Here is a 19674-nt window from a genome sequence, read left to right as displayed (position 1 = left end):
GCCCGAGCGGACGACGGAACGAGCCCGCACCACCTCACCCCAGCCCCAGAGGAGCGTCATGAACGCCACCCCCGCCCCCGACGACCAGGGAGGCTCCGGCGCCCCGTCCTCTGCGGCACCGGTCACCGAGTCGGTCCCGCAGCAGAAGAAGCGGGAGACGGAACCCGCCCGGCGGACCGCTCCCGGCGCCGATCCGCTGGAGGACCCCGATCCCGACGCCGCGGCCCAGGCCGCCGCCGTAGAGAACCTCCTGCGGTGCTGGGCCCGCGAGACCGGCCTCGCCGCTCCCACGACCGGCAGCCTCCGCGTTCCGCTGCCCGCCAGCGGCGCCGCCCTCGTCGCGCCGGTCCACCACTGGTCCCCGACGGGCTGGCACCGCTTCGGCCTTCCGCGTCTGGCCGACGCGCCCGACACGGCGCCACCCGTCGACGCCGTCACCCTCGCCGCCCTCCTCACGAGGGAAACCGCCACCGCACCGGCCGACACCACCGGCGCCTCACCCCGCCCCGTCCCGGGCTCCGGTGACGGCACGAGCCCCAACGGCACCGCTCCCGGTACTGGCACCAGCGTCGGCGATCGAGCAGACGGTCCCGACCTCGTGGCCAGAGTCGCCGACTCCGTCCGCCGTACCGCGGCCTTCATCCGGTACCGCCGCGACCACCCCGCCGACAGCCCCGACCTCTTCCTCAGCGCCGAACAGGCCCTCCTGTTCGGGCACCCGCTGCACCCGACCCCGAAGAGCCGGGAAGGCCTGACCGAAGCGGAAGCCGAGCGGTACTCACCGGAACTGCGCGGCTCCTTCGCCCTCCACTGGCTGGCCGTCGCCCCCTCTCTCCTCGCGACCGACTCGGCCTGGACCGAGCGCGGCCGTCCCGTGCCCGCCGGCCACCTCGTCCGCCGCCTCGCCGGCACCGGGCTGCCGCTGCCCGACGGTTACACCGCTCTGCCACTGCACCCGTGGCAGGCCCGGGAGGTCCGGCACCGTGAGCCCATCGCCGCGCTGCTCGACTCCGGACTCCTCCGCGACCTCGGCCCCCTGGGGGCTCTCTGGTACCCCACCTCCTCCGTACGCACCGTGTACCGATCCGGTGCTCCAGCGATGCTCAAGCTCTCGCTCGCCCTGCGCATCACCAACTCCCGCCGCGAGAACCTCCGCAAGGAACTCCACCGCGGAGTCGAGGTGCACCGGCTCCTGCGCACCGGTCTCGCCCGCCAGTGGCAGTCCGCCCACCCCGGCTTCGACATCGTCCGCGACCCCGCCTGGCTTGCCGTCGACGGCTCGGACGGCCTGCCCGTGCCGGGACTGGACGTGGTGATCCGGCACAACCCGTTCACTCCGGCCGACGACGTCGGCTGCGTCGCCGGGCTCGTCGCCCCTCGCCCGCTCCCCGAGCCGTCCGCCGGTATCGCGCCGGACCATCCCTCTCGGCCCATGCGGTCGCGCTTGGCCCGACTCCTCACACGCCTCGCCGTACGCACCGGCCGACCCGTCGGTGCCGTCGCCGCCGAGTGGTTCCTGCGTTATCTGGAACAGGTCGTCCGACCCGTCCTCTGGCTGGACGGCGAGGCCGGTATCGCCCTCGAAGCACACCAGCAGAACACCCTGGTCCTCCTGGACCGCGACGGCTGGCCTGTGGGCGGCCGCTACCGCGACAACCAGGGGTACTACTTCCGGGCGTCCCGGCGAGCGGAGCTGACCGCCCGGCTGCCCGGGATCGGCCGGCACAGCGACACCTTCGTCCCGGACGAGGTCGCCGACGAACGCTTCGCCTACTACCTGGCGGTCAACAACGTGTTCGGCCTGATCGGCGTCTTCGGCTCGCAGCGTCTCGCCGACGAGCGGCTGCTGCTCGCGGCCTTCCGCCGCTTCCTCACCGCTCTCTCGTCAGGGCCGGCCGCGTTGCGCACCTCCCTGCCCGGCCGCCTCCTCGACTCACCCGTCCTGCGCTGCAAGGCCAACCTGCTGACCCGCCTGCACGGCCTCGACGAACTCGTCGGCCCGGTCGACACCCAGTCCGTGTACGTCACCATCGCCAACCCTCTTCATCCATGAGCCGACCCCCTTCGTCCATGAGCCAAACCTCCTTCGTTGATGAGCCGACCCCTTCATCCCCGAGCGAAGAACCTCTGCGCACCATCTGAGCGGACCGCCTTCGACGAGCCGCACACCCTCTCCCGCACATCCGAGGAACATGACCCACCACGTCTCCTGAGAGGAGCGCACCGTGCCTCCCACCGACGCGAGCGCCGGAACCGGACCCGTCCCCGCCCACCCGGACATCGCCGTTTCCCACGCGGCCACCACGGCCCCCGGTAACTCTCCCTTCGGGCAGTTCACCGTCGAGGACGACGACCCCGACAGCGAGGACACGCTGGAGCTGTGCCTGCCCGCTCAGTTCGTCGCCCTCCGCGCCGGGGAGACGGCCGGTCTCCTCGGCCGACTCGCGACGTGGGGCCCGGTCGCGACCCCGGTCGGCTCCTTCCAGCTGATGCCCGTACGCCTTGATCAGGACCTCTCGCTCGTCCACCGCTGGATGAACGACCCCACCGTCGCCGAGTTCTGGGAGCTGGCCGGGCCCCGGAACCGGACGGAGGACCATCTACGGGCGCAACTGCATGGCGACGGGCGCAGCGTGCCGTGCCTCGGGGTACTCGACGGCGTCCCGATGAGCTACTGGGAGATCTACCGTGCGGACCTGGACCCACTGGCCCGTCACTACCCGGTCCGTCCGCACGACACCGGCATCCACCTCCTGGTCGGTGACGCCGCCGACCGGGGGCGCGGGCTGGGATCCGCCCTCCTGCGCGCGGTGGCCGATCTGATCCTCGACCGGCGTCCCACCTGCGCACGGGTCGTAGCGGAACCCGATCTTCGCAACACCCCCTCCATCGCCGCGTTCCTGAGCGCTGGCTTCCGGTTCGCGGCGGAGGTCGACCTGCCCGGCAAGCGGGCCGCCCTCATGATCCGGGACCGAGTCCTGCGCGATGTGCTGTAGCGCTGCGTCATCGTGCGCTCACCCATAGATACGAGTGGCGGATCCGTGGTGTTCCCGCGTCGAAGAAAAAGTTCTCCCAGGCCGGATGGAGGGTTCCGTACCCGGGCCGCACAGCTACGAGGCCGGATCTCGGCGCCCGAACCCGAACCGCGTCGCCCGAACCCGAGCCGCCACCGCCCGGTCCCGAACCGCGTCGCCCAACCCGAGCCGCACCGCCCGAACCCGGATCGCACCGCCCTGCCGCCAGACCCGCACCCCCCGACACCAGACCCGCACCCCCCGACACCAGACCCGCCCCGCCCCCAGACCCGCGCCCCGACTCCAGACCCGCCCCGACGCCAGAACCATGACGACCCGGCGCCGCACCAGCAGTTCCCCCGCCCGTCCAATCCGGACGCAATCCCGGACGCATTCCCGAACCTGGTCCCACCCACCGGCCCACCCACTCAGGAGCCCCGCTCGTGCGCCCTCCCCCTGCCCCCGCCAAGACCCCCCGTTTGTCAGTGCAGGGTCGTAGGGTGGTCAGGCTATGACGAAGCCCTCCCTCTCCGAACTCCTGCATGCCGCCGTCGCCGCCGTCGGCGGCACGGAGCGCCCCGGCCAGGTGACCATGGCCGAAGCGGTCGCCGAGGCGATCGACGACGGATCCCATCTGCTGGTCCAGGCCGGCACCGGCACCGGAAAGTCGCTCGGCTATCTCGTGCCCGCGCTCGCGCACGGAGAACGGGTGGTCGTCGCGACGGCCACGCTCGCCCTCCAGCGCCAGCTCGTCGAGCGGGACCTGCCGCGAACGGTCGACGCCCTGCACCCGCTGCTGCGCCGCCGTCCGGAGTTCGCGATGCTCAAGGGCAGGTCGAACTACCTGTGCCTGCACCGCTTGCACGAGGGCATGCCGCAGGACGAGGAGGAGGGCCTCTTCGACCAGTTCGAGGCCGCGGCGCCCACCAGCAAGCTGGGCCAGGACCTGCTGAGACTGCGGGACTGGGCCGACGAGACGGAGAGCGGCGACCGGGACGATCTCACCCCGGGTGTCTCGGACCGTGCCTGGGCTCAGGTCTCCGTCTCGTCGCGGGAGTGCCTCGGTGCGTCGAAGTGCGCGTACGGCGCCGAGTGCTTCGCGGAGATGGCCCGTGAGCGGGCCAAGCTCGCCGAGGTCGTGGTCACGAATCACGCGCTGCTGGCCATCGACGCCATCGAGGGCGCTCCGGTGCTGCCGCAGCACGAGGTGCTGATCGTGGACGAGGCGCATGAACTCGTCTCCCGTGTCACCGGCGTCGCCACCGGTGAACTCACGCCGGGCCAGGTCAACAGGGCGGTGCGCCGTGCCGCCAAGCTGGTGAACGAGAAGGCCGCAGATCAGCTCCAGACCGCTGCCGAGGGCTTCGAGCGGCTCATGGAACTCGCGCTGCCGGGCCGCCTGGAAGAGATCCCGGAAGACCTCGGCTATGCCCTGATGGCGCTGCGGGACGCCGCCCGCACGGTGATCTCCGCGATCGGCGCGACACGCGACAAGTCGGTCCAGGACGAGGACGCGGTCCGCAAACAGGCGCTGGCCTCGGTGGAGACGGTGCACGACGTGGCGGAGCGGGTCGTGAACGGCTCGGAGTGGGACGTCGTCTGGTACGAGCGGCACGACCGTTTCGGCGCGTCCCTCCGTGTCGCCCCGATGTCGGTGTCCGGTCTGCTCAGGGAGAAGCTGTTCGCCGACCGGACCGTGGTCCTCACCTCGGCTACGCTCAAGCTCGGCGGCGACTTCAACGGCGTCGGCGCCTCCCTGGGGCTCGGCCCGGAGGGAGTGGAGGGCGAGGACCTGCCGACGTGGAAGGGTGTCGACGTCGGCTCGCCCTTCGACTACCGCAAGCAGGGCATCCTGTACGTCGCCAAGCATCTGGCGCGCCCCGCGCGTGACGGCGAACGTTCCGACATGCTGGACGAGCTGACCGAACTGATCCAGGCGGCCGGCGGGCGCACCCTCGGCCTGTTCTCGTCCATGCGAGCCGCTCAGCTCGCGGCGGAGGAGCTGCGCTCCCGCATCCCCGAGTTCCCCATCCTGCTCCAGGGTGAGGAGACGCTCGGTGAGCTGATCAAGAACTTCGCGGCCGACCCGAAGACGTGTCTGTTCGGCACGCTGTCGCTGTGGCAGGGCGTCGACGTCCCGGGCCCCAGCTGCCAGCTGGTCGTCATGGACAAGATCCCGTTCCCGCGCCCCGACGATCCGCTGATGAGCGCGCGCCAGAAGGCGGTGGAGGAGGCCGGAGGCAACGGTTTCATGGCGGTGGCCGCGACCCACGCGGCCCTGCTCATGGCCCAGGGGGCCGGGCGTCTGGTCCGGGCGTCCGGCGACCGGGGCGTGGTCGCCGTACTGGACCAGCGGCTGGCCACCGCGCGCTACGGCGGCTATCTGAAGGCGTCACTGCCGGACTTCTGGTACACGACGGACCGTAACCAGGTCCGCAAGTCGCTCGCGGCGATCGACGCGCTGGCGAAGCAGGCGGAGGCCCAGCCGGCGGCGGCCGGGTGATCGAGGGGTAGCCCGACCGTCGGTGGTCGGGCTACCCCTCGATGCAGGGGTCCCGCGGCTGCCCGTGGCGCCCAGACACACACAGGGCTCCCACGCGGGGCGCCGACCATGCGCAGGCCCTCGGACATGCGCAAACCCTCGGACTTGCGCAGGGCTCATGACATGCGCAGGGCCCCGGAACCGGCGCAGGGGTTCCGGGGCCCGGTCAGGGAGCGAGCCGGCCGGCCCGCCCGCCGCGGTTGTCACACGCGGCGCAGCACGGCGACGACCTTGCCGAGAATGGTCGCGTCGTCGCCGGGGATGGGCTCGTAGGCCGCGTTGTGCGGGAGGAGCCATACGTGGCCGTCCTCGCGCTTGAAGCGCTTGACGGTGGCTTCGCCGTCGAGCATGGCGGCGACGATGTCGCCGTTCTCGGCGACCGGCTGGCGGCGGACGGTGACCCAGTCGCCGTCGCAGATCGCGGCCTCGATCATCGAGTCGCCGACGACCTTGAGGACGAACAGTTCGCCGTCACCGACGAGCTGGCGGGGGAGAGGGAAGACGTCCTCGACGGACTCCTCCGCGAGGATCGGGCCACCGGCGGCGATGCGGCCGACCAGCGGGACGTACGACGCGGCGGGCTTGCCGGCGGTGTCCGTGGGCTGCACGGTGACGGCCTGGTCGGATCCGCGGACCTCGTAGGCGCGCGGGCGGTGCGGGTCGCGGCGCAGGAAGCCCTTGCGCTCCAGCGCCATCAGCTGGTGGGCGACCGAGGACGTGCTGGAGAGGCCGACGGCCTGGCCGATCTCCCGCATCGACGGCGGGTAACCGCGCCGCTGTACGGAGTCCCTGATGACCTCGATCACCCGGCGCTGCCGGTCGGTGAGTCCGGAGCTGTCCGCCCGGATGCCTGGAGGTCGGCCCGGCAGGGAGCGCTTGTGTCCCTCGGGATTCGTGGCTTCGTTCATCGCGTGTACCGGCTCGACTCGGCCCAGGGAGCGGTCCTGGGCGGTGATGGTGGCACTGTCTGCGGTGGTGGTCACGTCGGCCCCTCTCGATGGTCTCCCTGCTGGACAACGGTAGTTGCTTTCGAAAGGTTGCGCCAAACACACGTTCGAGTGAAAAAGTGCGTTTCGCCTGACGCGATCATGTGCCTGGGTGTATTGCTGACGCGACGCTTGGCGGACAAAAGCGCCCATTGTTGTACTCTTCACCGCCGGGGCGCGCCGGCCTCGTGGGCCGCGCCCCAGTCTGCCATCCGGAATCCCGTAGTCCGCGATCCGGGGTCCTTTCTGCGCGGGAGTGCCACGCCTCCTCCCTGTGGCGCCCACGGTATCCCCGCAAGCGTCGCGGCGACACTGCTCGGCGCCCGCGTGTCCCCGCCGGTCGCTGAAGGGGCGCCGGGCCGCCCTTTCGGCGCGACACGCGTATCTGCCTCGTTGTATGAGCCAATCCCCACATGTAGTGGTTGGATGGCTACCGCAGCCCAGAAGTTGTGGTCCCCCGGGTCCGAGACGCCTCGGCGATCGCCTATGCTTAGGGCTGCTTCGCGGGGCCCTTGGGTCCAGTGAGGCTGTTGAGTCTGCTGTGAGGAGGGTTGGAGAACATGCACTGCCCCTTCTGCAGGCATCCCGACAGCCGTGTGGTCGACAGTCGTACGACCGACGACGGCACATCCATCCGCAGGCGCCGCCAGTGCCCTGACTGCTCCCGTCGTTTCACGACCGTGGAGACGTGCTCGCTCATGGTGGTCAAGCGGTCCGGTGTCACCGAGCCTTTCAGCCGCACCAAGATCATCAACGGTGTGCGCAAGGCGTGCCAGGGGCGGCCTGTCACCGAGGACGCGCTCGCCCAGCTCGGCCAGCGGGTCGAGGAAGCGGTGCGTGCGACCGGAAGTGCCGAGCTGACCACCCACGACGTGGGTCTGGCCATACTCGGCCCGTTGCAGGAGCTCGACCTCGTCGCCTATCTGCGGTTCGCCTCCGTCTACCGGGCGTTCGACTCGCTCGAGGACTTCGAGGCCGCCATCGCGGAGCTGAGGGAGGCGACGGGAGGCCCCGCCGCGGAGGAGGAAGACGCGGGAGCGGGGAGCCAGGAAGACGAAAGCGGGCCCGGCGGGACCACTCAGGTCCCCGTGCCCGCCCGCGCCGCCGACTGACCGGAGGGCCGGAAGCCGGAGGAGACCCGGTTCCGGCCGGGCGGCGGCGAACGAAGACCTGTTGCGGGTGGTAGCTGAGGGTGCCCGCAACGCACGACAGGAACACATGCCCATGGGAATAAATGGGCATTTCAGGGCGTTTTTGCCCGTACAGGGAGGCGGCATGACAGAGACGGCGAGCGGTCCGGCACGAGGTTCCCGAGCCAAGGGCGCCAAGGCCACCAAGGGACTGCGTGTCGAGCGCATCCACACGACCCCCGGAGTGCACCCGTACGACGAGGTGTCGTGGGAGCGCCGTGACGTCGTCATGACCAACTGGCGCGACGGCTCGGTCAACTTCGAGCAGCGTGGCGTCGAGTTCCCCGACTTCTGGTCGGTGAACGCGGTCAACATCGTCACCAGCAAGTACTTCCGGGGCGCCGTCGGCACCCCGCAGCGCGAGACCAGCCTGAAGCAGCTGATCGACCGCATCGTGAAGACGTACCGGAAGGCCGGTGAGGACTACAAGTACTTCGCCTCGCCCGCCGACGCCGAGATCTTCGAGCACGAGCTGGCGTACGCCCTCCTGCACCAGATCTTCAGCTTCAACAGCCCCGTCTGGTTCAACGTCGGCACCCCGCAGCCCCAGCAGGTCTCCGCCTGCTTCATCCTGTCCGTCGACGACTCCATGGAGTCGATCCTCGACTGGTACAAGGAAGAGGGCATGATCTTCAAGGGCGGCTCCGGCGCCGGCCTGAACCTCTCCCGCATCCGTTCCTCCAAGGAACTGCTCTCCTCCGGCGGCAACGCCTCCGGCCCGGTCTCCTTCATGCGCGGCGCCGACGCCTCCGCCGGCACCATCAAGTCCGGTGGCGCCACCCGCCGTGCCGCCAAGATGGTCGTGCTCGACGTCGACCACCCCGACATCGAGGACTTCATCGAGACCAAGGTCAAGGAAGAGGAGAAGATCCGCGTCCTGCGCGACGCGGGCTTCGACATGGACCTGGGCGGCGACGACATCACGTCCGTCCAGTACCAGAACGCCAACAACTCGGTCCGTGTGAACGACGAGTTCATGAAGGCGGTCGAGGAGGGCGGCAAGTTCGGCCTGCGCGCCCGCATGACCGGTGAGGTCATCGAGGAGGTCGAGGCCAAGGCCCTGTTCCGCAAGATCGCCGAGGCCGCCTGGGCCTGCGCCGACCCGGGCATCCAGTACGACGACACCATCAACAACTGGCACACCTGCCCCGAGTCCGGCCGGATCACCGCGTCGAACCCGTGCAGCGAGTACATGCACCTGGACAACACGTCCTGCAACCTGGCCTCGCTGAACCTGATGAAGTTCCTGAAGGACGACGGCAAGGGCAACCAGTCCTTCGAGACCGAGCGCTTCCAGAAGGTCGTCGAGCTGGTCATCACCGCGATGGACATCTCGATCTGCTTCGCGGACTTCCCGACCCAGAAGATCGGCGAGAACACCCGCGCGTTCCGCCAGCTCGGCATCGGCTACGCCAACCTCGGCGCCCTGCTGATGGCCACGGGCCACGCCTACGACTCCGACGGCGGCCGCGCCCTGGCCGGCGCCATCACCTCCCTGATGACGGGTACGGCCTACCGTCGCTCCGCCGAGCTGGCCGCGGTCGTCGGCACCTACGACGGCTACGCCCGCAACGCCGACGCCCACAACCGCGTCATGAAGCAGCACGCCGACGCCAACGGCAAGGCCGTCCGCATGGACGACCTGGACACCCCGGTGTGGGCCGCCGCCACGGAGGCCTGGCAGGACGTCCTGCGCCTCGGCGAGAAGAACGGTTTCCGTAACTCCCAGGCGTCCGTCCTCGCGCCGACCGGCACCATCGGTCTGGCGATGTCCTGCGACACCACCGGTGTCGAGCCCGACCTGGCGCTCGTGAAGTTCAAGAAGCTGGTCGGCGGCGGCTCGATGCAGATCGTCAACGGCACCGTCCCGCAGGCCCTGCGCCGCCTGGGTTACCAGGAGGAGCAGATCGAGGCGATCGTCGCCCACATCGCCGAGCACGGCAACGTGATCGACGCCCCCGGCCTCAAGCACGAGCACTACGAGGTGTTCGACTGCGCCATGGGCGAGCGCGCCATCTCCCCGATGGGCCACGTCCGCATGATGGCCGCGATCCAGCCGTGGATCTCCGGTGCCATCTCCAAGACGGTCAACATGCCGGAGACGGCGACCGTCGAAGAGGTCGAGGAGATCTACTTCGAGGCCTGGAAGCTGGGCGTCAAGGCGCTCGCGATCTACCGCGACAACTGCAAGGTCGGCCAGCCGCTCTCCGCCAAGAAGAAGGAGACGGAGAAGAAGGCCGAGGAGCCCGCGGCCGTCGAGCCCAAGGTCGAGAAGGTCGTCGAGTACCGCCCGGTCCGCAAGCGCCTCCCGAAGGGACGTCCCGGCATCACCACGTCCTTCACCGTCGGCGGCGCCGAGGGCTACATGACGGCCAACTCCTACCCGGACGACGGTCTCGGCGAGGTCTTCCTGAAGATGTCCAAGCAGGGCTCCACCCTCGCGGGCATGATGGACGCCTTCTCCATCGCCGTCTCCGTCGGTCTTCAGTACGGCGTGCCGCTGGAGACGTACGTCTCGAAGTTCACCAACATGCGCTTCGAGCCGGCCGGCATGACGGACGACCCGGACGTGCGGATGGCGCAGTCGATCGTCGACTACATCTTCCGTCGCCTGGCGCTGGACTTCCTGCCCTTCGAGACCCGCTCCGCGCTCGGCATCCACTCCGCCGAGGAGCGCCAGCGGCACCTGGAGACCGGCTCGTACGAGCAGTCCATCGACGACGACGAGGTCGACGTCGAGGGCCTGGCCCAGTCGGCCCCGCGCGCCCAGGAGCTGAAGGCGGTCGCCACGCCGAAGGCGGAGGCCGAGGCGGCCAAGCCCGCGCCGCGGCAGGCGCACACCAGCGCCGAGCTGGTGGAGATGCAGCTGGGCATCCAGGCCGACGCCCCGCTGTGCTTCTCCTGCGGTACGAAGATGCAGCGGGCCGGTTCCTGCTACATCTGCGAGGGCTGCGGCTCGACCAGCGGCTGCAGCTGATGACACGCCGTTCCTGAAGTAAGGGGCGCCGGCCCAGGCCGGCGCCCCTTACTCGTACGGGTCCCAGGACTTTCAGGACTGGTGCGCCCTGCCCATCACCCGGGTGAAGGTGGACGGGTCCTCGTCGAAGCCCCGCACGCCGGGACGGAACGTCCATTCCTCCGATTCCCGGACGAACTCGGCGATCGTGGCGGCCGTCGACCCGAGGACCGACGCGAAGCCCTCCTCGGCGAGCACGGTGTACCCCTCGCGGATGCGGACGGCGGGATTCAGCACCTGGGCGAACGTCTTGTGTCCGGGCCGCTGTTGGATGACGACGCCCACCATCACGCGCGCGTAGCGGTCGCTGAGGCGGTCCAGTTCGATCGTCATGACCTCGTCCCAGCCGAAGCCCTTGCCGTCGGTGCTGTCGCGGTTGAGGAGGATCGTGCCGTCCGGCGAGCGGCTGTCGAAATGCACCAGATAGGCCGGATCGCCGTACGGGTCGCCCGACAGGTACGTCGCGGCGACGATGTCGAGATCCGTCGGCGGTCGGCCTGCCGGACTGGGGTCCCACTTGAGGGCGACCTCGACCTTGCGGATTCCCTTGCTGAAGCCGGTCACCAGGCTTTCCCTTCCCCCTGTGGCTCGCTCGACCCCAACTCCCCAACGGCTGGGGTTCCTTGCACCCATGGTCCCACGCGCGCGGGGGCGCGTGCGCGGGCGATCTCCGCCGGAGCGTGACCGACGCCACGCCCGGTGGCCTTACGATGGCGCGGTGCTGGTCAAGTGGATTCGCTGCACCGTGGTGGACCGCCGGGGGTTCGAGCGGGGACAGCGAAAATGGGCGGGGCTTCTGGGAGAGCCGGGATTTCGGGGACAGGGCGGGGGCTGGAGCCGGCAGCGGGCGGGGGTGGCGCACATCTTCACCTTCTGGGAGAGCCGTGCCTTCTACGACTCCTTCATGGCACGTTCCCACGACCGCCTGGCCGCCGCCCAGTCCGGAACGTTCAAGGACGCCCAGGTCAAGTTGTTCGAGTACCGCTTCGACGTGAAGACGGGCTTCGAGCCGCGGTTCACCGACGCCGACCTGATCCGCGTGGCCCTGTGCCGGATCCATGAGGAGCGCGTGGAGCACTTCACGCTCATGCAGGAGAAGGTCTGGAATCCCGCGATGGCGGGTTCGCCCGGCATGATCCGCGGCATGTTCGCGGAGGCTCCGGAGCAGGAGTTCCTGATCCTGTCCATGTGGCGGTCGGCGGCCGAGCACGGAAAGTACCGCACGGAGCGTGTGGAGCGTCTCGCCCTGCGTGCCCAGACCGAGGCGGACGTCGCGGCGCTCTCGGGTGACATCGTGGACCTGGAGCCGTCCTGGACGGTCTGACGTGGGGATCCGACGAACCAACGCACTGTTCGCGACGGCCCCGGCAGGGCGGGCGGGGAAGCGGCCCCGGACACGGCAGGCGTGTGACCTACGCCGTACAAGGCCGTGATGAGTCCTCGACTCCGCACAGTTCGAACTAGGGTTTTGGCATGGCACGACCACGGCGCATCGTCCTTGTCCGGCACGGCGAATCCACGGGCAACGTCGACGACTCCGTGTACGAGCGGGAGCCCGACCACGCCCTCGCGCTGACCGAGCGCGGCTGGACGCAGGCCGAGGAGACCGGCAAGCGGCTCCGCGAGATCTTCGGCCGGGAACGCGTCAGCGTGTACGTCTCTCCCTATCGCCGCACCCACGAGACGCTGCGCGCCTTCCACCTCGACCCCGATCTCATACGCGTCCGCGAGGAACCCAGACTGCGCGAGCAGGACTGGGGCAACTGGCAGGACCGCGACGACGTACGCCTCCAGAAGGCCTACCGGGACGCCTACGGCCACTTCTTCTTCCGGTTCCCGCAGGGCGAGTCCGGCGCCGACGTGTACGACCGGGTCGGTGGCTTCCTGGAGAGCCTGTTCCGCAGCTTCGAGGCCCCCGACCACCCGCCGAACGTTCTCCTGGTGACCCACGGCCTGGCGATGCGGCTGTTCTGCATGCGCTGGTTCCACTGGACGGTCGCGGAATTCGAGTCGCTGTCCAACCCCGGGAACGCCGAGATGCGGATGCTCGTTCTGGGTGAGGACGGCAAGTACACACTCGACCGGCCCTTCGAGCGCTGGCGGGACCCGGTGCCGTACTGGGCGAACGGATAGAGTGGCAGGGCGATGACCGCTGACTCCTCTTCCCCCGTACGCCTGGAACGCGCCCTGGCGAGCCTGCGCGGACTGGCCGTGGGGGACGCGCTGGGCTCCCAGTTCTTCGTTCCCGTGAACTACCCCCTGCTCAAGCGCCGCGAGCTGCCCCCAGGCCCCTGGCAGTGGACGGACGACACCGAGATGGCCTGCTCCGTGGTCGCCGTCCTCGCCGCCCACCACCGCATCGACCAGGACGCGCTCGCCCGCTCCTTCGCCGAGCACCACGACTTCGACCGGGGTTACGGCCCCGCGGTCACCCGGCTGCTGCGTCTCGTCCGGGAGGGTGAGGACTGGCGCCGGCTGGCCTCGGGACTCTTCAACGGCCAGGGGTCCTGGGGCAACGGCGCGGCGATGCGGATCGCGCCTCTGGGCGCCTGGTACGCGGACGACCCCGAGCAGGCGACCCACCAGGCGGAGATCTCGGCCTACACCACGCACCAGCACCGGGAGGCCGTGGTCGGGGCCATGGCCGTGGCCGCGGCGGCAGCCATGGTGGGCTCGCCGAGCGGTCCGCCTGCCCCCGAGGCCCTGCTCGACGGCGTCATCGCGCTCGTCCCGAAGAGCGCGGTCGGTCAGGGCCTCCGCCGCGCCCGCGACATGCTCGACTACGGCGACGCCGCCACCGTCGCCGCCGTCCTGGGCTGCGGGCGCCGTACGACGGCTCATGACACCGTTCCCTTCGCCCTCTGGTCGGCCGCGCGCTCTCTCGGCGACTACGCGTCGGCGTTCTGGACCACCGCCCAGGCCGGCGGGGACGTCGACACGACGTGCGCGATCGTGGGTGGTGTGCTCGCCGCCGGCAGGGCCGGGGCGCCGCCCGCGGGGTGGGTACGGCACACCGAGGCGCTGCCGGAGTGGGTGCCCACCGAGGGGCCGGCGGCATCAGGCTGACGGCTTCAGGCTGGCGACGTCAGGATGTGACGGCATTCGCTGACGTCTGCCGCCTGACGGCGTTCCGCTCGCCTTGCGGCGGCGGGCAGGAACTCTCCGTGCCTGCCGGGAACTCTCCGTGACCGCCGTCCGTTCATCCGGTGTCCGCCCTCCATCCCGTCCGGGGCCGAGTGGGCGGGCGGAGCCGTGACGAGGAGGGATGGAGGGGTGGGAGATGGCGTTCGTCTCGCCGGTGCCGGTGCCGGTGCCGGTGCCGGTGCCGGTATCGGTGTCGGAGCTGGTTCCTGCTCTGTTCTTCCTGTTCCGCGCCTTGGCCAGGGCGCTGGCGGCCGTGGTGCGGCCGACCGGATCCCCGCGTGCCCCGTCGGTCCCCCGGCGGCGGTCCGGTCGGCCGCGGCATCGCGCGGCTGCGCCTGGATCAGCCGAGGTGCGGTCCCGCCGTGCCCGCGAGGGAGTCGAGGTCGCCCTTGCGGACCCTGAGCACCAGCCAGGCGGTGAGGAAGGCGAGCGCGGCCATCGCCGCGGCCGGTATGAAGGCCGTGGAGATGCCGTGGGCGAGCACGTCGTGGCCCCAGGGCGCGGGCAGCTGGTGCGTCTTGGCGAACTCCGCCTTCTGCTCCGGCGAGGCGTCGGCGAGGAACTTCGGCAGCTGCTTCTTCGCCTCGTCCGTGCTGGCCGATCCGAAGACGGTCGTCAGGATCGACAGCCCGAGCGAACCGCCGACCTGCTGCATCGCGTTGAGGAGCCCGGAAGCCGCTCCCGCCTCGTGCGGGGCGACACCCGACACGGCCGTGACCGTGGCCGTCACGAAGTTCAGGCCCATGCCGAAGCCGAACACCAGCATGGGGCCCAGCACCCCGCCCACGTAGGTGCTGTCGGGCCGGATGAAGGTCTGCCAGACCAGCCCGATGACCACGAGGGCGGAACCGCCCATCATGAACGGTTTGGGGCCGAGCACCGGCAGGAGGCGCTGGGACAGGCCCGCGCCCACGGCGATCGCGGCGGTCACGGGAAGAAAGGCGAGACCGGCCTTGATGGCGCTGTAGCCGAGCACGTTCTGCACGAACAGCACGATGTAGAAGAACATGCCGAACATCGCCGCGGCCAGGCTCAGCATGATCACGTACGTGCCCCAGCGGTTCCTGTCGGCGAACATCCTGAGCGGGGTGATCGGCTCCTTCGCCCGCATCTCGGTGAAGACGAAGGCGAACAGGAGGACCACGGCCGCGCCGAAGGAGCCCAGGGTGAGGCCGTCCCGCCACCCGTCCTCCGCGGCCCGGATGAATCCGTACACCAGCGAGGCCATGCCGACCGTGGAGGTCAGCGCACCGGTGAGGTCGAAGCGTCCGGGATGCCGCTCGGACTCGTTGATGTACAGCGGTGCGAGCGAGGCGATCAGCACACCGATGGGCACGTTGACGAACAGCACCCACCGCCAGTCGAGCCAGTCGGTCAGCATGCCGCCCGCGAGCAGGCCGATGGCTCCGCCGCCCGCGGAGACGGCGGCGAAGACTCCGAAGGCCCGGTTCCGTTCGGGGCCTTCGGGGAAGGTGGTGGTGATCAGCGCCAGCGACGTGGGCGAGGCGATCGCGCCACCCACGCCCTGCAGGGCCCGTGCGGCCAGCAGTTGCCAGGGTTCCTGGGCCAGACCTCCCAGCAGCGACGCGAAGGTGAACAGCAGGATGCCGGTCATGAACACCCGGCGGCGGCCGAGGATGTCACCGGCCCGCGCACCGAGCAGCAGCAGGCCGCCGAACGTGAGCGTGTAGGCGCTGACCACCCAAGTCAGGTCCGTGGTACTGAACTTGAGGGCGTCCTGAATGTGCGGGAGCGCGATATTCACAATCGTCGCGTCGAGTACCACCATGAGTTGGCAAGCCGCGATGACGGTGAGCGCGATGCCGGGATGCCCCTCCCGGCGGGCCACGCCCGGTTTCTGATCGTCCTTGAGCAGCTGAGAGGTTGTCACTATGGATCCCCCATAAAGGCGTTAGTGAACGCTCGCGTTCACTTTCGCGTCCACGGTAGTGAGTCCCCAACAGTGAACGCAAGCGTTCACTTAATCCTGCGTCGCGTCCCGCGTCCCCCTGTTGCTGCGGCGCGGCGCCTCTTCCCCCGGAACCCCCGCTTCCCTTGCCTGTTGGAGAAACACAGATGGTTACCTCGCGCTGGACGGCCGCCCCTGACCGGACGGCTTCCCCTCGTCGGCGCGGTGCGGTGCTGGAGCGCGCGATCCTGGACGCCGCCCTGGAGCAGCTCAGCACGGTCGGCTGGAAGGGGCTGACCATGGAGGGTGTCGCGGCCGGCGCCCAGACCGGCAAAGCCGCGGTCTACCGCCGCTGGCCATCCAAGGAGGACCTGGTCGCCGACGCCCTGGTGTCCGGACTGCCCCGGGTGGAGAAGGCCCCGGACCTCGGGAGCGTGCGCGAGGACCTGCTCACCCTGTGCCGGCAGGTACGGCGGATCATGTACTCGCGCCCCGGCGTCGCGTTGCGCTCAGTCATTCACGAGTGCGACCACATGCAAGTGGAACGCTTCGAACGAGTGATCTTCGGGACCGTGGTGGAGCCGACCGTCAAGCTGCTCCGCGAGGTCATCACTCGTGGAATAGTGCGGGGCGAGGTGCGCTCGGACGCGGCCAACGGATACGTCTTCGACGCCATCCCGGCCATGATGATGTACCGATCGAAGATGTGCGCCAGCGAATGGAGCGATCAGGATCTCGAAGAGATGATCGACCAGTTGATGCTCCCGCTGCTGCGGCCCTACGCGACCTGATCCGCCGCGTCGGCACTCCCGGTCCCGGCAGGGCCACCGGGGTGTCGCGAGGCGATCCCGGCGGCGTACGCTAAGGGCGCCATGCCGTACGAACCACCTACTCACACCGTCGAGCGCTCCCTGCGCGCCACGACCGGAGCGAAGGTCATTGCCGGTGTCGACGAGGTGGGGCGCGGCGCCTGGGCCGGTCCCGTCACCGTCTGCGCGGCGATCACCGGACTCCGCCGCCCGCCCGAAGGGCTGACCGACTCCAAGCTGCTGACGGTCAAGCGGCGTACGGAACTCGCCCTGACCCTCCAGTCATGGGTGACGTCCTACGCGCTGGGGCATGCTTCCCCGGAGGAGATCGACGACCTGGGGATGACGGCCGCGCTGCGGCTCGCCGCGGTCCGCGCCCTGGACGCCCTGCCGGTCCGCCCCGACGCCGTGATCCTCGACGGGAAGCACGACTACCTCGGCGACCCGTGGCAGGTACGCACGGTGATCAAGGGTGATCGGTCGTGTGTGGCCGTTGCGGCGGCGTCGGTGATCGCCAAGGTCCAGCGCGACAAAATGATGGCCGAACTGGGTATCGACCATGCAGACTTCGGATTTGCGGACAACGCCGGGTATCCGTCGCCCGTGCACAAGGCCGCACTGGAGGAGTGGGGGCCCACCCCGCACCACCGACTGTCGTGGGCGTATCTTGATGCGTTGCCTCAGTGGCGGCACCTCAAGAAGGTCCGCAGCTGGGCGGACGGAAGCGTTCCGGAAATCGAGGGTCAGCTCGCACTCGATTTCTGACGGTTCCGCTCGCACTGATGTGCCACCCGGTCATCCGCGCCGCACCAACGTTTGATAAATATCAGCTCATGCCTCTCATTCCCGAGGAGCCTCAGATTCACGAGAGTGCCCAGGGTCCCCGCGCCACTCCGGCCAGCGGCCGTACCGCGCCGACCCCCCGCCCCGTACCCGGACCCCGTCCCGCGGCTCCGTCCCGCCCCGGTCGTCCCGGCCCGCTGCGGCCGACGCCGCCAGTGCAGCGCACGCCGCGTGACGTGGCTCCGGCCAAGCCTGGCCCCTCCGGCCCGGCCGCTTCCGCCGCCACCGCGGCGAGCCCGCAGATCCAGCTGATCCCGGCCTCGGCCGAGGGCGCGCTCGATGCCGCCGAGGAGGCCGTGGACCTGCTCCTGGACTCGGGTCGTTCCCCAGGTGACGTGCTCGTGATCACCACCGGTGCCCAGCATCCGTGGGCCGAGCACGAGCTGTCCTTCGGCGAGACGTCCTACTGGGCGCAGCATGACGCCGGCGACGACGTCTTCTACGCGGATGCCGCCGTGGCTTCCCGCGCTGCCTCCCGCCCGGTGGTCGTCGTGGCCGTCAACGGCGGACCCGCCTCCGCCGCTGCCACCGCCCTTCCGCTGGCCCACTCCCGAGCCGGCGCCCTGCTGATCGTCTGCGGCGACCCGCAGCAGATCAACTCGGTGCTGGGCGCCGGCGTCTGAGCCGCGTCCGGCACCCCGGGGCACCGGGGTGCCGAAGGGGCCGCTCCGGCGGAATCCGCACGGTGCGGCTTTTGGCATGCCCGCAAGCGGGCCGTGGCAAAGCCGCCGGAGGGCGGCTTTCCGAAGGACCGCTGGGAGCGGGACACGCAGGGCCCGGCATGCCTGATCCGCGTCGTCGCAGTGGTGGGCGCAGGCGCAGGCGCAGGTGCAGGTGCAGGCGCAGGCCGGGCAGCGCGTTTCGCCCGTGCGGCCGTGGACGCGGCGACCGTGCCAGGGCCGTTCAGGGGTTGATCCGGCCGTAGCCGCTCTCCAGGGCGTGATCCGGCTGGAGCGGCGCTGCTCCCGGGTTGATCCGGCCGGAGTGGCTCGCGTGTCACCAGCGGACCGACGCGTGAGTCCGCGTGTGTTCTCGGCAGCGCTCGCGACAGCCGACGGCTCGGTCCGGGCATCGCACACTGAGCAGCGAGTACCGGCCGGTCGTTCCGAGTGCGCGGCCCGGCCGGCCGTTCACCTGTGCGGCTTGGCTGTTCATGCCCTCCTACAGCCCGGCCGGCGGCACACGCCGTCGTACCGCCCGCGCCGCGCTACTCGGTGAACTCAGCGAGCCGCTGCCCGGCGCAGCACCTCGGAGACCGGGCCACCGGTGCGCGGAACGAGCGGCGGTGCCTCCGCCGTGGCGAAGGGCTCGGGTGCCGAATGCGCGTTGGGCCGGCGTCCGCCGCGCCCCTCGCCGAGCACCTGCCAGCCGTCCTGGGTCAGCGTGATGTACGCCCCGCAACGCAGCCCGTGCAGTGTGCAGGCATCGCGCAGCCCCCACATCCAGGCGCCGTCCTCCTCGGTCCAACGCGCGTCGCCCTCACGGCAGTAGAGCAGGACCGCCGTGCGCACGGGGGTGCGGCGGCGGAGGTCGTGCGGAATCACCCGGCGCAGCTGGGCCAGCAGCGCGTTGCGGAACATCCAGCCGTCGGCGGCGGCCGGACGGCGCGTGAACGAAGCGCTGGCCCGCAGGTGCTCGTCCGGGTCGAGAACGGCCACGATCGCGGTGAGCGGCTTGGGATGATGGCGGGCGTGCAGCCCGCTGACGACCTCACGGGGGTTGCGCAGCAGAGGGATTCCGGCAGCGGCCCACTCGGCCGGCTCGAGCAGACGACTGGTGGAAGCGGCGGACGTGGACGTCGACAACGAGGCCGCCGAGGACGAGGCGAATCCGAAGGTCACGTTCCTCCCTTCGGCTACGCGCCCACACTGCGGGCGAGGTCGGATTCGGGGGAGCGCGCACCGCAGCGGAGCCCAACCGGATCACGGACGAGCCGTGCGGGGAGCGGACCTCAATTCTTCCTGTCGAACTTGGCTGCGGCAACGAGCAATTGGCATCGCCGACTGTTATCTGGTGGTGCGTGGCTTATATCCCTACCCAAAGGTTCGGCTGATGACGCCTGTGATCACCGGTCGCCGCCTGCCGGGCCACCGCGAGCCGCCGCGCGGTCGTCCCTTGAGCTGTGGAGACGGGCGCCAACGCGCAGTTCAGCCCAGGGAGACGAGGTCGGGCGGCGGTGCGTCGTCGTCCTCGGACGGCGGGAAGCGGTGGCGGCACCTGG

The 19674-nt window shown here is 70.3% G+C and carries 15 protein-coding genes; 11 read left to right on the top strand and 4 right to left on the bottom strand.

All coding sequences use genetic code 11. The features are described 5' to 3' along the window. Nucleotides 1-58 precede the first annotated feature (58 nt). From ABZV94_RS03470 to ABZV94_RS03460, 3 genes are all read left to right on the top strand, one after another. A complete protein-coding gene (locus tag ABZV94_RS03470; protein ID WP_356336717.1) occupies nt 59-2053 on the top strand; it encodes an IucA/IucC family protein in 1995 nt (664 codons plus the stop codon). Nucleotides 2054-2225: 172 nt separating this feature from the next. Then, entirely contained in the window at nt 2226-2996 is a 771-nt protein-coding gene (locus tag ABZV94_RS03465) for a GNAT family N-acetyltransferase (protein ID WP_356336714.1), read from the top strand. A gap of 529 nt (nt 2997-3525) precedes the next feature. Continuing rightward, the gene (locus tag ABZV94_RS03460) at nt 3526-5517 is read left to right on the top strand and encodes an ATP-dependent DNA helicase (RefSeq protein WP_356336712.1); all 1992 of its coding nucleotides are present in this window, start codon (nt 3526-3528) and stop codon (nt 5515-5517) included. Between the two features lie 242 nt (nt 5518-5759). Here the strand turns inward: ABZV94_RS03460 and lexA are convergent, their stop codons facing one another. After that, complete coding sequence (lexA, locus tag ABZV94_RS03455) at nt 5760-6539, bottom strand: transcriptional repressor LexA (RefSeq protein WP_058082171.1); 780 nt, start codon at nt 6537-6539, stop codon at nt 5760-5762. A gap of 563 nt (nt 6540-7102) precedes the next feature. Between lexA and nrdR the strand changes: the two genes are divergently transcribed. After that, nucleotides 7103-7654, top strand: a complete 552-nt coding sequence (gene nrdR, locus ABZV94_RS03450) for a transcriptional regulator NrdR (protein WP_356336710.1) — start codon at nt 7103-7105, stop codon at nt 7652-7654. A 163-nt stretch (nt 7655-7817) separates the two neighbouring features. After that, on the top strand, nt 7818-10709 hold the full coding sequence (locus ABZV94_RS03445) for a vitamin B12-dependent ribonucleotide reductase (RefSeq protein WP_356336709.1): 2892 nt from the start codon (nt 7818-7820) through the stop codon (nt 10707-10709). A gap of 72 nt (nt 10710-10781) precedes the next feature. On the opposite strand, the gene ABZV94_RS03440 is transcribed toward ABZV94_RS03445, so the two are convergent. After that, nucleotides 10782-11312, bottom strand: coding sequence for a TerD family protein (locus ABZV94_RS03440; RefSeq protein ID WP_356336707.1), 531 nt, complete (start codon nt 11310-11312; stop codon nt 10782-10784). 154 nt (nt 11313-11466) lie between these two features. On the opposite strand from ABZV94_RS03440, the gene ABZV94_RS03435 reads away from it, so the two are divergent. The 3 genes from ABZV94_RS03435 to ABZV94_RS03425 all read left to right on the top strand — a co-directional run bounded on the left by ABZV94_RS03435 (nt 11467) and on the right by ABZV94_RS03425 (nt 13814). After that, nucleotides 11467-12072, top strand: coding sequence for a YdbC family protein (locus ABZV94_RS03435; protein ID WP_356336704.1), 606 nt, complete (start codon nt 11467-11469; stop codon nt 12070-12072). 149 nt (nt 12073-12221) lie between these two features. Continuing rightward, on the top strand, nt 12222-12881 hold the full coding sequence (locus ABZV94_RS03430; protein ID WP_356336702.1) for a histidine phosphatase family protein: 660 nt from the start codon (nt 12222-12224) through the stop codon (nt 12879-12881). A gap of 12 nt (nt 12882-12893) precedes the next feature. Further along, a complete protein-coding gene (locus ABZV94_RS03425; protein WP_356336700.1) occupies nt 12894-13814 on the top strand; it encodes an ADP-ribosylglycohydrolase family protein in 921 nt (306 codons plus the stop codon). 418 nt (nt 13815-14232) lie between these two features. On the opposite strand, the gene ABZV94_RS03420 is transcribed toward ABZV94_RS03425, so the two are convergent. Next, a complete protein-coding gene (locus ABZV94_RS03420) occupies nt 14233-15783 on the bottom strand; it encodes an MFS transporter (protein WP_356336697.1) in 1551 nt (516 codons plus the stop codon). A 185-nt stretch (nt 15784-15968) separates the two neighbouring features. Here ABZV94_RS03420 and ABZV94_RS03415 point away from each other — a divergent pair, with 185 nt between their 5' ends. The 3 genes from ABZV94_RS03415 (at nt 15969) to ABZV94_RS03405 (ending at nt 18076) form a co-directional block, all read left to right on the top strand. Then, a complete protein-coding gene (locus ABZV94_RS03415; protein WP_356336695.1) occupies nt 15969-16592 on the top strand; it encodes a TetR/AcrR family transcriptional regulator in 624 nt (207 codons plus the stop codon). A gap of 81 nt (nt 16593-16673) precedes the next feature. Further along, nucleotides 16674-17375, top strand: coding sequence for a ribonuclease HII (locus tag ABZV94_RS03410; RefSeq protein WP_356336693.1), 702 nt, complete (start codon nt 16674-16676; stop codon nt 17373-17375). Between the two features lie 68 nt (nt 17376-17443). Beyond that, complete coding sequence (locus ABZV94_RS03405; RefSeq protein ID WP_356336691.1) at nt 17444-18076, top strand: hypothetical protein; 633 nt, start codon at nt 17444-17446, stop codon at nt 18074-18076. Nucleotides 18077-18673: 597 nt separating this feature from the next. On the opposite strand, the gene ABZV94_RS03400 is transcribed toward ABZV94_RS03405, so the two are convergent. Continuing rightward, nucleotides 18674-19294, bottom strand: a complete 621-nt coding sequence (locus ABZV94_RS03400; protein ID WP_356336689.1) for a hypothetical protein — start codon at nt 19292-19294, stop codon at nt 18674-18676. Nucleotides 19295-19674: the final 380 nt, after the last annotated feature.

The sequence above is a fragment of the Streptomyces sp. NPDC004658 genome, assembly GCF_040609555.1.
Taxonomy (GTDB): domain Bacteria; phylum Actinomycetota; class Actinomycetes; order Streptomycetales; family Streptomycetaceae; genus Streptomyces.
Note: the sequence above shows the minus strand (reverse complement) of the source record. Positions and strands in the feature narration are given on the sequence as shown.

What these genes read in the sequence shown, in the direction of transcription:
- ABZV94_RS03470 (WP_356336717.1), top strand. Translation starts at nt 59, where the DNA reads ATGAACGCCACCCCCGCCCCCGACGACCAGGGAGGCTCCGGCGCCCCG.
- ABZV94_RS03460 (WP_356336712.1), top strand. Translation starts at nt 3,526, where the DNA reads ATGACGAAGCCCTCCCTCTCCGAACTCCTGCATGCCGCCGTCGCCGCC.
- nrdR (WP_356336710.1), top strand. Translation starts at nt 7,103, where the DNA reads ATGCACTGCCCCTTCTGCAGGCATCCCGACAGCCGTGTGGTCGACAGT.
- ABZV94_RS03445 (WP_356336709.1), top strand. Translation starts at nt 7,818, where the DNA reads ATGACAGAGACGGCGAGCGGTCCGGCACGAGGTTCCCGAGCCAAGGGC.
- ABZV94_RS03430 (WP_356336702.1), top strand. Translation starts at nt 12,222, where the DNA reads ATGGCACGACCACGGCGCATCGTCCTTGTCCGGCACGGCGAATCCACG.
- ABZV94_RS03425 (WP_356336700.1), top strand. Translation starts at nt 12,894, where the DNA reads ATGACCGCTGACTCCTCTTCCCCCGTACGCCTGGAACGCGCCCTGGCG.
- ABZV94_RS03415 (WP_356336695.1), top strand. Translation starts at nt 15,969, where the DNA reads ATGGTTACCTCGCGCTGGACGGCCGCCCCTGACCGGACGGCTTCCCCT.
- ABZV94_RS03410 (WP_356336693.1), top strand. Translation starts at nt 16,674, where the DNA reads ATGCCGTACGAACCACCTACTCACACCGTCGAGCGCTCCCTGCGCGCC.
- ABZV94_RS03405 (WP_356336691.1), top strand. Translation starts at nt 17,444, where the DNA reads ATGCCTCTCATTCCCGAGGAGCCTCAGATTCACGAGAGTGCCCAGGGT.